Source organism: Burkholderia sp. Bp9099 (assembly GCF_003857805.1).
GTDB lineage: Bacteria > Pseudomonadota > Gammaproteobacteria > Burkholderiales > Burkholderiaceae > Burkholderia.
The window spans coordinates 61,116-74,171 of the sequence record NZ_QTPU01000001.1 but is presented as its reverse complement, the minus strand read 5'-3'; the positions used below and the strand labels follow the sequence as shown (position 1 = coordinate 74,171).

At 68.1% G+C, this 13,056-nt stretch carries 9 protein-coding genes and 1 pseudogene; 5 read left to right on the top strand and 5 right to left on the bottom strand.

The annotated features are described in order from the left end of the window. Nucleotides 1-2: 2 nt before the first annotated feature. The 5 genes from gsiC to DIE17_RS00300 form a co-directional block, all read right to left on the bottom strand. Entirely contained in the window at nt 3-923 is a 921-nt protein-coding gene (gene gsiC / locus DIE17_RS00320; protein ID WP_124485001.1) for a glutathione ABC transporter permease GsiC, read from the bottom strand. A gap of 67 nt (nt 924-990) precedes the next feature. Continuing rightward, nucleotides 991-2,553, bottom strand: coding sequence for a glutathione ABC transporter substrate-binding protein GsiB (gene gsiB, locus DIE17_RS00315; protein ID WP_044842908.1), 1,563 nt, complete (start codon nt 2,551-2,553; stop codon nt 991-993). Between the two features lie 129 nt (nt 2,554-2,682). Further along, nucleotides 2,683-4,623 (bottom strand): dipeptide ABC transporter ATP-binding protein, encoded by a 1,941-nt coding sequence (locus tag DIE17_RS00310; RefSeq protein WP_124920495.1) that lies wholly within the window; start codon nt 4,621-4,623, stop codon nt 2,683-2,685. A gap of 27 nt (nt 4,624-4,650) precedes the next feature. After that, nucleotides 4,651-5,637: an isoaspartyl peptidase/L-asparaginase family protein gene (locus DIE17_RS00305; RefSeq protein ID WP_124920494.1), complete on the bottom strand. Its 987-nt coding sequence runs from the start codon at nt 5,635-5,637 to the stop codon at nt 4,651-4,653. Continuing rightward, nucleotides 5,634-6,584 (bottom strand): MurR/RpiR family transcriptional regulator, encoded by a 951-nt coding sequence (locus DIE17_RS00300; protein WP_124485005.1) that lies wholly within the window; start codon nt 6,582-6,584, stop codon nt 5,634-5,636. Before DIE17_RS00300 ends, DIE17_RS00305 begins: the two co-directional genes overlap by 4 nt. Before the next feature lie 449 nt (nt 6,585-7,033). Here DIE17_RS00300 and DIE17_RS00295 point away from each other — a divergent pair, with 449 nt between their 5' ends. From DIE17_RS00295 to DIE17_RS00275, 5 genes and pseudogenes are all read left to right on the top strand, one after another. Further along, on the top strand, nt 7,034-8,305 hold the full coding sequence (locus tag DIE17_RS00295; protein ID WP_124519659.1) for an MFS transporter: 1,272 nt from the start codon (nt 7,034-7,036) through the stop codon (nt 8,303-8,305). A gap of 27 nt (nt 8,306-8,332) precedes the next feature. After that, on the top strand, nt 8,333-10,753 hold the full coding sequence (locus DIE17_RS00290) for a glycoside hydrolase family 31 protein (protein WP_124920493.1): 2,421 nt from the start codon (nt 8,333-8,335) through the stop codon (nt 10,751-10,753). 119 nt (nt 10,754-10,872) lie between these two features. Next, nucleotides 10,873-12,060, top strand: coding sequence for a porin (locus DIE17_RS00285; RefSeq protein WP_124920492.1), 1,188 nt, complete (start codon nt 10,873-10,875; stop codon nt 12,058-12,060). A 325-nt stretch (nt 12,061-12,385) separates the two neighbouring features. Continuing rightward, a pseudogene (locus DIE17_RS00280) lies at nt 12,386-12,649 on the top strand (BCCT family transporter); the annotation flags it as partial. A gap of 5 nt (nt 12,650-12,654) precedes the next feature. Further along, nucleotides 12,655-12,966 carry a hypothetical protein gene (locus DIE17_RS00275; protein ID WP_044843140.1) on the top strand — a complete coding sequence of 104 codons (312 nt, stop codon included), beginning with the start codon at nt 12,655-12,657 and terminating at the stop codon, nt 12,964-12,966. Nucleotides 12,967-13,056: the final 90 nt, after the last annotated feature.

The window sequence follows — 13,056 nt, the reverse complement described above, 5'->3', positions numbered from 1 at the left end:
GCTCACTTGAACCGGATGGTCGGGTTGATGACCGCGTACAGCACGTCGACGGTCAGGTTGATCAGGATGAATTCGAGCGAGAACAGCAGCACGATCGCCTGGATCACCGGGTAGTCGCGCATCGTGACCGCATCGACCAGCAGGCGCCCGAGCCCCGGCCAGTTGAACACGGCCTCGACGACGATCGAGCCGCCGAGCAGGAAGCCGAACTGCAGCCCCATCATCGTGACGACCGGGATCATCGCGTTGCGCAGGCAATGCTTGAGCACCACCAGCGGCTCGTGCACGCCCTTCGCGCGCGCGGTGCGCACGTAGTCCTCGTTGAGCACCTCGACGAACGACGCGCGCGTGAAGCGCGCCATCACGGCCGCGACCGCGGCGCCGAGCGTCAGCGATGGCAGCACGTAGCTCTTCCACGTGCCGTCCGGCACGACCGGCAGCCAGCCGAGCTTCACCGAGAAGATCTCCATCAGCAGCATGCCGAGCGCGAACGCCGGAAACGAGATGCCCGACACCGCGATCGTCATCCCGAGGCGGTCGGGCCAGCGGTTGCGCCATACCGCCGACGCGATCCCGATCGCCATCCCGAACGCCGTCGCCCACACCATGCTGACGAGCGTGAGCAGCAGCGTCGGCATGAAGCGCTCGCCGATCTCGGTCGACACCGGCCGCTTGCTGCGCGTCGACGTGCCGAAATCGCCGTGCGCGATCTTCACGAAGAAGTTCGCGAACTGCGCGGGCAGCGGCCGGTCGAGCCCGAGATCGGTGCGCACCAGCGCGACCGTCGCGTCGTCGGCTTCGGGCCCGGCCGCGAGCCGCGCCGGGTCGCCCGGCAGCAGGTGCACGAACAGGAACACCAGCACCGCGACGATCGCGAGCGTGGGCAGCAGGCCGAACAGGCGTTTGACGAGAAAATTCAGCATGGGGCACCGATCGAATCAGCGCGCCGGCAGCTTGCGCCGCCGGCGCCGGACAGCAGGCGAGCTGCCGTCATTTCACCGAGATTTCGTCGAAGTTGAACGAACCGTCCGGCATCACGTACATGCCGTGCAGGCGCTTGCTGCGCGCGTAGACGATCTTCTCCTGCACCAGGAAGATCCACGGCGCGTCGGCCCACACCAGCTTCTGCGCGTCGGCGTACAGCGCGGCCTTCTTCGCGTTGTCGGTCGTCTCGAGCGCCTTCGCGAGATCGTCGTCGACGGCACCGTTCTTGTAGTACGCGGTGTTGTAGAGCTTCGGCGGCGCCGACGTGGACGCGAGCAGCGGCGACAGCGCCCAGTTCGCCTCGCCCGTCGAGGCCGACCAGCCGCTGTAGTACATCCGCACCGGCGCCGCCGCCGGATCCTGCGCGCTCTCGACCTTCGCGACCCGCTCGCCGGCCTCGAGCGCCTGCACCTGCACCTTCACACCGACCTGCGCGAGCTGCTGCTGGACGAACTGGATCAGCTTCTGCGCCGTCGAATGGTTGTACGCGGACCAGAGCGTCGACTCGAAGCCGTTCGGATAACCGGCCTCCTTCAGCAGCGCGCGCGCCTTCGCCGGATCGTACGGCCAGGGCCCGAGCTTGGTCGCGTATTCGACGCCGACCGGGGCGACGCCCGTCTGCGGGGTCGCGTAGCCGGCGAACACGACCTTCGCGAGCGCCTCCTTGTTGACCGCGTAGTTCAGCGCTTCACGCACCTTCGGATTGTCGAACGGCTTCTTCTGCGTGTTCAGCGAGATGTAGCGCTGGATGATCGACGGCCGCTCGATCAGCTCGACCTTCGGATTGCTCTTCAGGTCGGCCGCCTGCTCGAACGGAATCGTGAACGCGAAATCCGCCTCGCCGGTCTTGAGCAGCGCGGCGCGTGTGTTGTTGTCGACCACCGGCTTCCAGTCGATCGAATCGACCTTCGGATAGCCCTTCTTCCAGTAGCCGGCAAACTTCTTCACCTTCATGTCGTCGGTCTGCTTCCATTCGACGAACTCGAACGGGCCCGTGCCGACCGGATGCAGCGACACGTCGCGCCCCCACTTCTTCAGCGCGGCCGGCGAGATCATCACCGCCGACGGGTGCGCGAGCGTGTTGATGAACGCGGAGAACGGCTCGCGCAGCGTGAAGCGCACCGTCATCGGATCGACCACCTCGGTCTTCTCGATCACGCGGAACAGCCCGTAGCGCTTCAGCTTGTTCGCCGGATCGGTCACGCGGTCGAAGTTCGCCTTCACCGCGTCGGCGTTGAAGTCGGTGCCGTCGTGAAACTTCACGCCCGGGCGCAGCTTGACCGTGTAGACCTTCGCATCGGGCGACGCCTGGTAGCTCGTCGCGAGCACGTTCACCAGCTTCATGTCCTTGTCGAAGCCGAACAGCCCTTCGTAGAACGACTTCACGACGGCCTGCGACACCGTGTCGTTCGCGTCGTACGGGTCCATCGTCGTGAATGTCGAGTACACGGCGACCACGACGTTCTGCTGCGCGAACGCGGGCGCGGCGACCGAGAGCGCGAGCGCGCCTGCCCCCGCGGCGAACAGCGCGCGCGGGCGGAACATCGGGAACGAATGCGGCTTGTTCATCTTGTCTGGCTCCTGTGGATGATTCGGTAACGCGTGGTGGAAATCGCGGCGCGACTGCATCCGCTCCGGGAAGTGACGCCGTTGCCTGGCGCGTGCGCAGCTACGGTCCATATGCGCCTCGCCGCGCAATCAATACGCGCCGCCGACGCGATGCGTCGCGACGTAGTGATCGGGGCCGACCGCGACGAGCGGTGCGACGATCGGCTCGTCGCCGACCGCGCGGATCGGGCTCGGAATCTCGTCCGCCGCGAGCTGGCGCGGCGCATGCCGGCGTGCCGGGTCGGCCACCGGCACCGCGCTCATCAGCTTCCTCGTGTACGGATGCTGCGGCGCCTCGAACACCGCGCGGCGCGGGCCGATCTCGACGATCTGGCCGAGATACATCACCGCGACCCGATGGCTGACGCGCTCGACGACGGCCATGTCGTGCGAGATGAACAGATACGCGACGCCGAGCTCGCGCTGCAGGTCGAGCATCAGGTTCACGATCTGCGCCTGCACCGACACGTCGAGCGCGGACACCGATTCGTCGGCGATCACGACCTTCGGATTCAGCGCGAGCGCGCGCGCGATGGCGATCCGCTGGCGCTGGCCGCCCGAGAATTCGTGCGGATAGCGGCGCGCGGCCTCCGGCGGCAGGCCGACCTTGTCGAGCAGCCAGTCGACGCGCGCCTGCGCTTCGCGGCCGCTCGCGACACCGTGCACGAGCAGCGGCTCCATGATCGAGAAACCGACCGTCAGGCGCGGGTTCAGCGACGCGAACGGATCCTGGAAGATGAACTGGATGTTCCGGCGCAGCGCCTGCAGGTCCTGGCCCTTCAGCGCGCTGATATCGCGGCCGTCGAATTCGATCGAGCCGCTCTGCGATTCGACGAGGCGCAGCAGCGAGCGGCCGGTGGTCGACTTGCCGCAGCCCGATTCGCCGACGAGCGCCAGCGTCTCGCCCGCGCGCAGCTCGAAGCTCACGCGCTCGACCGCATGCACGTACTGCGACACGCGGCCGAACACGCCGCTCTTCACCGGAAACCGCGTGACGAGATCGCGCACGCGCAGGATCGGCGGCGCGGCCGGATCGACGCGCGGCTGCCCGGCGGCGGGGACCGCGGCGGCATCGTTCGCATCGGCCGCATCATTCGCGTCGTTCGCGGCAGGCGCCGGCGCGGCCGCGCTCGCGCCGTCCACCTTCAGCAGCGGAAATTTCTCGGGGATATCGGTGCCGTGCATCGAGCCGAGCCGCGGCACGGCCGCGAGCAGCGCACGCGTGTAGCGATGCGCGGGCGTCGCGAAAATGCGCTCGGACTCGCCCTCCTCGACCTTCTCGCCGCGATACATCACCAGCACGCGATCGGCCACTTCGGCCACCACGCCCATGTCGTGCGTGATGAAGATCACGCCCATGTTCATTTCGTCCTGCAGGCCGCGGATCAGTTGCAGGATCTGCGCCTGGATCGTCACGTCGAGCGCGGTCGTCGGTTCGTCGGCGATCAGGAGCGCGGGCCGGCACGACAGCGCCATCGCGATCATCACGCGCTGCCGCATCCCGCCGGACAACTGGTGCGGATAGCGCGCGAACACGCGGCGCGCCTCCGGAATGCGCACGAGATCGAGCAGCCGCAACGCTTCCGCGCGCGCTTCGGTCGCGCTCTTCGACTGGTGCAGCGCGATCGCCTCGCTGATCTGGTCGCCGACCGTAAACACCGGGTTCAGCGACGTCATCGGCTCCTGGAAGATCATCGCGATGTCGGCGCCGCGGATCCCGCGCATCGTCGCCGCACTCGCCTGCGCGAGGTCGACGAGCGCGCCGCCGCGGCGCCGCAACGCGATCCGGCCGCTCGTGATCTCGCCGCCGCCGTGCTCGACGAGCCGCATCAGCGCGAGCGACGTGACCGACTTGCCGGAGCCCGATTCGCCGACGATCGCGAGCGTCTCGCCGCGATCGACGTGAAACGACACGTTGCGCACCGCGTCGAACGTCGCGTTCTCTCGTCGGAACATCACCGACAGGTCGTCGACGGCGACCACGCGCTGTTCCGGCAGCACCAGCGCGGACGGGGTTCGGCTCGAAGTCATGCGAAGGTCTCCTCGTACGATCCGGAATCAGGCCGCATCGTTGCGATAGATGCCGACCACGGGCGTCTCGCCGACGCGTGCGTAGCCGCGATACATCCCTTCCGTGTTGAACGGCATCGCGACGTTGCCGTGCGCGTCGACCGCGACGATCCCGCCGCGCCCGGCCAGGCGCGGCAGCTTGTTCATCACGACGTCGTGCGCGGCGTCGGCAAGCGACGCGCCGCGATAGGCCATCTGCGCGGCCACGTCGTGCGCGGTCGCGAGCCGGATGAACATCTCGCCGGTGCCCGTCGCGGAGACCGCGCAGGTCGCGTCGTCCGCGTAGCAGCCGGCACCGATGATCGGCGAATCGCCGACGCGTCCGGGCTGCTTGTTGGTGATGCCGCCGGTCGACGTCGCCGCCGCGATATGGCCGCGCAGGTCGCACGCGACCGCGCCGACCGTGCCGTGCTTGCGGTCGGGATCGAGCGGCTCGGCCGGCTGCCCGGCGCCGAACGCGAAGGTCGCCGCGTCGTGGTCGAGCATCATGCCGGCCGCCTCGCGCGCCTTGAGCCACTGCGCACGACGCGCTTCCGTGTCGAAGTAGCCGGGCTCGGCGAGTTCGAGGCCCTGTGCGGCCGCGAACGCATCGGCGCCCGCGCCCGCGAACAGCACGTGCTCGCTTGCCTCCATCACGCGCCGCGCGGCGAGGACCGGATTGCGCACGCGGGTCGCGCAGCAGATCGCGCCGGCCGCGAGCGTCGTGCCGTCCATCACCGCCGCGTCGAGCTCGTGCTTGCCTTCGGCCGTATAGACGGCGCCGCGCCCGGCGTTGAACAACGGACAGTCCTCGAGCATCCGCACCGCGACGGTGACGGCGTCGAGCGCGCTGCCGCCGTCGGCGAGCACCTTCTGCGCGGCCTGCAGGATCGCGGTGAGTTCGGCGCGGTAACGGCGTTCGGTGTCGGTGTCCATCGCCTCGCGCAGGATCGTGCCTGCACCGCCATGAATCGCGACGATCGCGGATGAAGTCATGATTTTTTCGGACCGGAAGAAGAAGGGTTGGCGGCCGGCAGCGCCGCTTGCGGCTGGACCAGCCACGGCAACAGGAATTCGGTCATTTCGGCGGCGGACTTCGCGGAGCGGTGCGTGCGCAGCGCGACCGCGTCGATCAGCGCCTCGATCATCGTCAGCACGGCCGCTTCCGACGTGGCCGCGAAACGCCGCTCGGCCTTCACGTACAGGTTCAGCGACGCAATCGGTGCCAGCGGCGAACCGGGCCCGTCGGAAATGCCGAGCACGCGCGCGCCGCGCGCCGCCGCGCGGCGGGCCAGCTCGATCGTGTCCTTCACGTAGCGGGGAAACGCGAGCGCGATCACGAGATCGCGCGAGTCGGCCGTGTACAGGCGCCGCGCCGCATGCGACGGGCCGCCGAGCAGCGCGAGCGACTGCACGTTGTCGTGACACACCGACAGGCCGTGTTCCATCAGCCCGGTCAGAAACGCGCTCGAACCGGCGCCGAGGATCAGCACGCGCCGCGCGCCGACGATCGCCTCGACGGCCGCTTCGACGTCGGCCGCATCCAGCTGCGCGCGCGTGTTCTCGATGTTCGTGACGGCCTGGTCGAACACCGCGTCGATCCACGCGGCGCCGCGCACGCCCTGCTCCTGTTCTTGTTCCTGTGCGGAACGCAGCCGTTCGACCGGGCCGAGCGTCGCCTCGAAGCCGCGCACGAGCGCCGCGCGCATCGCCGGATAACCGTCGAAGCCGAGCGCCTTCGCGAAGCGGTTCGCGGTTGCGATCGATGCGTTCACGGCCTGCGCCAGCTCGTCGATCCGCATCGTCGCCGCGCGGAACGGATTCGCGAGCACGAACTCGCCCATCCGGCGGTGGATCGGCGTCATCCGCGGCATGGCCGAGGCGATGCGCTCCGCGATCGCGGATTCCTCGTGACTGACATCGTGCGGAAGGAGCGGCGTCATGCGAATGGTTTTGCAAGGTGGATGAAAATCAATTTACACAATCTGCCGACAGGAAAAAAATAAATTTTCATCAGGGTTGTCACGCCCATTGCCGGGCCCGGCTGATGCAGTCGGCCCGTCGACGGCCGCTCGGCCCCGGCAAGCGGGCGTTCGGCGCTCGGTCGTCACGCAACGCGCCGGACACCCGATCTGCACGCCTATCGGGAATACCCCAAGCATGTTCGTTCGAATGCAGATTCACGTTGACCTGATTCGAATTCGAACATAGGATGCTCGAAAATGATCAGTCGTCCGATAACATCAGCTTTCGACAACATCGAAATGTTCGATTGAATGTGGTCATTTCGAGAAAAACCGGGCGAATCGGCGCCCACCAAGATCGGACATCGTACAAATAAGACTGAACGAGACGCCCTGGCCGGGCGACTTGCATGGATCAGGAGACAGCAGTGAAAACAGTCAAGGCGTTGCGCTGGTGGATCATCGTGCTGGTATGCCTCGGCACGATCCTCAACTACCTCGCTCGAAACTCCCTCGCGGTGCTCGCACCGGAACTGAAGCAGGTGTTCGCGATCTCGACGCAGCAGTACTCGTATATCGTCGGCGCATTCCAGATCGGCTACACGATCATGCAGCCGGTGTGCGGGTTCATCGTCGACCTGATCGGGCTGCGGCTCGGGTTCGCGCTGTTCGCGATGCTTTGGTCGGTGGTCGGCGTCGCGCACGGCTTCGCGTCGGGCTGGCTGTCGCTCGGCATCCTGCGCGGCTTGCTCGGGCTGTTCGAGGCCGCCGCGATTCCGTCGGGGATGAAGGCCGTCGCCGAATGGTTTCCCGATCGCGAGAAATCCGTCGCGGTCGGCTACTTCAACGCCGGCACGTCGCTCGGCGCCGCGATCGCGCCGCCGCTCGTCGTGTTCCTGTCGATGCGGTTCGGCTGGCAATCCGCGTTCATGGTCACCGGCGCCCTCGGCTTCCTGTGGGCCGCGCTCTGGTACACGCAGTACCGCTCGCCGGCCTATCATCCGCGCCTCACGTCGCAGGAGCGCACGCTGATCCGCGACGGCCAGGCCACGATGCCGGCCGTGTCGAAGCGCCGGATTCGCGACGTCGTCACCGCGCGCCGCTTCTGGGCCATCGCGCTGCCGCGCTTCTTCGCGGAACCCGCATGGCAGACCTTCAGCTTCTGGATTCCGCTGTACCTCGCCACCGAGCGCCACATGGCGCTCACGCAGATCGCCGTCTTCGCGTGGATGCCGTTTCTCGCGGCCGACCTCGGCGGCATCGCGGGCGGCTACCTGTCGCCCTACCTCGCGAACCGGTTCAAACTGCCGCTCGTGTGGTCCCGCGTCGCCGGCGTCGCGCTCGGTTCGGTGCTGATGCTCGGGCCGGCGATGATCGGGCTCGTGTCGTCGCCGTATACGGCCATTGCCCTGTTCTGCGTCGGCGGCTTCGCGCACCAGATGATCTCCGCACTCGTCAACACGCTGTCGGCCGACGTGTTCGATCCCGAGGAAGTCGGCACCGCCAGCGGCTTCGCGGGCATGGCCGCGTGGATCGGCGGGCTCGGCTTCTCGCTGCTGGTCGGCGCGCTCGCCGACAAGATCGGCTACGCGCCGCTGTTCGCGTGCCTCGGCCTGTTCGACATCATCGGCGTCACGCTGCTCGCGGTGCTGATCCGCGGGCAGTCGAAGCAGGAACGCCTGCTCGCGCAACACGCCTGACCTTCGTTTTCATCAGGAATCGCCTTCATGACTTCGCTTCTTCATCCGCCCGTGTTCCGCGTCGCCGCCCGGCAGGCGAACCGTGTGCTGCTCGCGTCCGACGCGGGCGCGACCCTCGAGATCTTCGTGCTCGAGGACGACATCGTGCGCGTGCGCGTGCTGCCCGACGCAACGGCGCGCAACCCGCGCACCTGGACGATCGCACCGGGCCTCGACGACGTGCCGCTCGAGGGCCGCGACCGTCTCGACCTCGGCGGGTTCGCGCTGCCCGACTACGACTTCGGCGAGGACGACGGCGGCGTGCGCATCGAAACCGCGCAGGCCCGTCTCACGGTAAGCCGGCAGGGCGGCCATTGCACGTGGTCGATGCGTGGTGCCGACGGCGCGTGGCGCGTCGTGCTCGCCGACCGCGCGACGCAGGCGTACAACTTCGGCTGGTGGGACGACCGCGCCTATCACTACGTCGCCCGCGAGCGCGGCGACAAGGTGTTCGGCCTCGGCGAACGCGCGGGCGACCTCGACCGTACCGGCGCGCGCTTCGAGATGCGCAACATCGACGCGATGGGCTACAGCGCGAAGCACACGGACCCGCTCTACAAGCACATCCCGTTCTACGTCACCTGGTCGCCCGACGCGTGCCAGGGCTTCGGGCTGTTCTACGACACGCTGTCGGATTGCGCGTTCGACATGGGCCGCGAGCTCGACAACTACCACGGTCTGTACCGCTACTTCGTCGCCGAGCACGGCGATCTCGACTACTACTTCATCGCATCGCCCGACACGCCGCTCACGGCCGCACGGCGCTTCACGTGGCTCACCGGGCGCCCGGCGCGCACGCCGAAATGGGGGCTCGGCTATTCGGGCTCGACGATGAGCTACACCGACGCGCCGGACGCGCAGCGTCAGATGAGCCAGTTCGTCGAGCAGTGTGAATCGCACGACATCCTGTGCGATTCGTTCCACCTGTCGTCGGGCTATACGTCGATCGGCGCGAAGCGCTACGTGTTCAACTGGAACCGCGAGAAGTTTCCCGACGCGAAGGGATTCGTGAAGCACTACCGCGACCACGGCATCCGCCTGTGCGCGAACATCAAGCCGTGCCTGCTGCGCGACCATCCCGCGTTCGACGACGCTGCACGGCGCGGGCTGCTGATCCGCTCGGCGTCCGGCGAGCCGGCGTGGGTGCAGTTCTGGGACGAGGTCGGCGCATATATCGACTTCACGCAACCGGACGCCTGCCGCTGGTGGCGCGAGCAGGTCACGTCGGCGCTGCTCGACTACGGGATCGAGTCGACCTGGAACGACAACAACGAATACGAGATCTGGTCGCCCGACGCGATCGCGCACGGCTTCGGCCAGCCATTTCCCGCGCGCGAGGCGAAAGTGCTGCAGACGATGCTGATGATGCGTGCGTCGCGCGACGCGCAGCGCGCGCATGCGCCGGCGCAGCGGCCGTTCCTCGTGTCACGCTCCGGCGGCGCCGGCATGCAGCGTTATGTGCAGACCTGGTCCGGCGACAACTACACGTCATGGGAAACGCTGCGCTACAACCTGAAGATGGGCCTCGGGCTCGCGCTGTCGGGCGTGTCGAACATCGGTCACGACATCGGCGGCTTCTCCGGTCCCGCACCGTCGCCCGAGCTGCTGCTGCGCTGGGTCCAGTTCGGCATCTTCATGCCGCGCTTCAGCATCCATTCGTGGAATGACGACGGCACCGTCAACGAACCGTGGATGTATCCGGAGATCACCGCGCGGATCGCGTCGCTGATCAAGCAGCGCTACCGGCTGCTGCCTTATCTCTATCACCTGCTGTGGCTGTCGACCACGCGCTACGAGCCCGTGCTGCGGCCGACCTTCGGCGACTTCCCCCGCGACCCGCGCTGCTACGACGAATGCGACGACATGATGCTCGGCGACGCGCTGCTCGTCGCACCGGTGGTCGACCCGGGCCGCACGGAACGCACGGTCTACCTGCCGTCGGGCGCGCGCTGGCTGTGCTGCGCGAGCGCGCGTTCGTTCGACGGCGGCGCGAGCGTGACGCTGCCCGCGCCGCTCGACACGCCGGTGATGCTGTTGCGCGAAGGCCGTGTGCTGCCGCTGAACGTCGCCGAGCAACGCTTCGGCGCGCGCGCGGACACGCGCGGCTTCCTCGTCGCGCCACGCATCGAGGACGGTGTCGCATACGGCGAATGCGTCGAGGACGACGGCGAAACGGAAGCGTGGCGCGACGGCGAATACGGGCTGTGGCGCATCGAGACCGGCCGCCAGGCGTCGGGCGAACTCGGCGTGTCGGTCCGCTGGGACGGCCGCATGCATCGCCCCGCCGAGCGCCTCGAGATCCTGCTGCCGGCGTCGCTGCAAGGCGCGCTTGCGGTGCGCGGCGCGCGCGTCGAGCACGATGCGCGGGACGGCGCGTGGCGTCGCCTCGTCGTGGCGCTCGACGACTGACCGCGCACGCTCGGGCAAGCGCCGAGCCATGTTCGGGCGGACCGCGCACGCGGCCCGCCCCGCCATCCAAGAGGAGGCCGTCCAGCCTCCCGCCCCCTGAAGAGACCTGGAGATCGACAATGAAGACACCGCATCATCATTATGCAATCCTGATTTTATCCGCCGCGTCGCTCGGCGCTTCCGCCGCCCATGCGCAGAGCAGCGTGACGCTGTACGGCGTGGTCGACGATTCGCTCGCGTACGTGAACAACCAGCAAGGCCACTCGAACGTGTACATGCGCGACGGCAACCTGTATGCGTCGAAGTTCGGGCTGCGCGGCGACGAGGATCTCGGCGGCGGCACGCACGCGATCTTCGACCTGCAATCCGGCTTCAACCTGAACACCGGCGCGCAAGCCGCCGCCGGCACGATCTTCAACCGCCAGGCCTTCGTCGGGCTGCGCAACGACCATTACGGCACGGTGACGGCCGGCCGCCAGTACACGCCGTACTTCCTGCTGGTCGGCCCCTACGCGTCGAGCAGCTGGCTGACCGGTGCGACCGGCGCGCATCCGGGCGACATCGACGGCCTCGACACGACCATCCGCGTGAACAACTCGGTCACCTATACGTCGCCGACCTTGTCCGGGCTGACCGCGAGCGCGATGTACGCGTTCGGCGGCATCGCCGGCGCGACCGGCAAGGGCAATACGTTCAGCGCCGCGCTGCGCTATGCGAACGGGCCGGTCGGAATCGCGGCCGGCTACCTGCGCATCAACAGCTCGGGTTCGTCGGCGGGGTTCCTGAATCCGGCGACCGCGGCGTCGGGCAGCTTCGCCGTGTCCGTGCTGAACCAGGGCTACCTGACCGCGAAGGCCGTCGAGCAGGTCGCGACGGCCGGCAACTACACGCTCGGCAACCTGACGATGGGCCTCAACTACTCGAACGTGAAGTACCTGCCCGGCAGCGGCTCCGCGTTCGCGAACACGGCCGTGTTCAACACCTACGGCGCGCTCGCCGCGTACCGCTTCACGCCGACCTTCTCGGTGGCCGGCGCGTTCGCGTACACGCTCGCGTCGAAGGCGAACGGCGTGTCGAACGCGGCCCGCTACCAGCAGTATTCGCTGAAGGAGTCGTACAGCCTGTCGAAGCGCACGACGCTCTATGCGCTGCAGGCGTACACGCATTCGAGCGGGCGCACGCTCGGCGCGCAAGGTGCCGGCCATATCGTCGACGCGGCGCCGATCGTCGGCGACTCGCAGCAGCTCACGCCGTCGACGACGCACGGCCAGTTCGTCGGCATGGCCGGGATCGCCGTGACGTTCTGAAATCGCGGCAGCGCATCGCCCGCCGGCGCCCCGGACGGTCCGCATCATCCGGGGCGCCGGATTCCGCGCCTCGTCTGCGCTCGGTCTGGGCTCCGTCGCACGCGCCGGCTCAGTGCGAGGGTGTTCGCGATCGGCCCGATACCCTACAATTCGTCAGGTTAATCCCTGCTGCTTGCCCTTCTTGCAGTCCCGACACCGCGCTACACTCGACGCACGCCGTATCAGGGTCCGGCGTGCGACGCGCGCGCCGGGCGGCGTCGCGCCTCGTTGCGCCCACAACTGGATGCCAGCCATGCCAGGTTCCCGTCCCTCGACCCGCACGGCGTTAGAGCCGCAGGCCGTCGCCCCCAGCACGCCCGCCACCGCGCGCGAGGCCATGCTGATGCCCTTCTTCCACTGGGGCTTCCATGCGTGGGCGATCTACGGGCTGACGGGGCTCGTGCTCGCGCACTTCGGTTTCCGCTACAACCTGCCGCTGACGCTGCGGTCCGGGCTGTATCCGATGCTGCGGGAGCGCGTGAACGGCCGGATCGGCCACGCGGTCGACGCGTTCATCGCATCGTGCGGACGCGTAGCCTCCGACGGAGTCGCACGATGAGCGGCCTGCTGCACGATCGCACCGGCGACTTCATCGCGCTCGCGACGCTCGCGGTGCTTTACCTCGGTGGCGTCGGCCTCGCGCTGTGGCGAATCCGCACCGCCGCGCCGCGCGGCAAGGTCTACTGGATCGTCTGCATCGCGTTGCTGGCCGGCGGTGCGATCGCGATCACCGCCAACCTGTCGCCCGTGCCGAACAGCGGCGAGATGCCGCCCGGTTTCGCGCTCGGCGTCGAGGCGGTGCTGCTCGGGCTCGCGCTCGTCGCGGCGGGCTGCGCGTGGCTGATGTTGCGTGCGAGGCGCGGCTGATATCTGTCGCTTGCGCGGCGGCGCAGCCTTGCCTTGTCATGCGCGAACGGCAGCATGCATGCCGAACGTCGGTCGTCCTCGTAGCCTCAC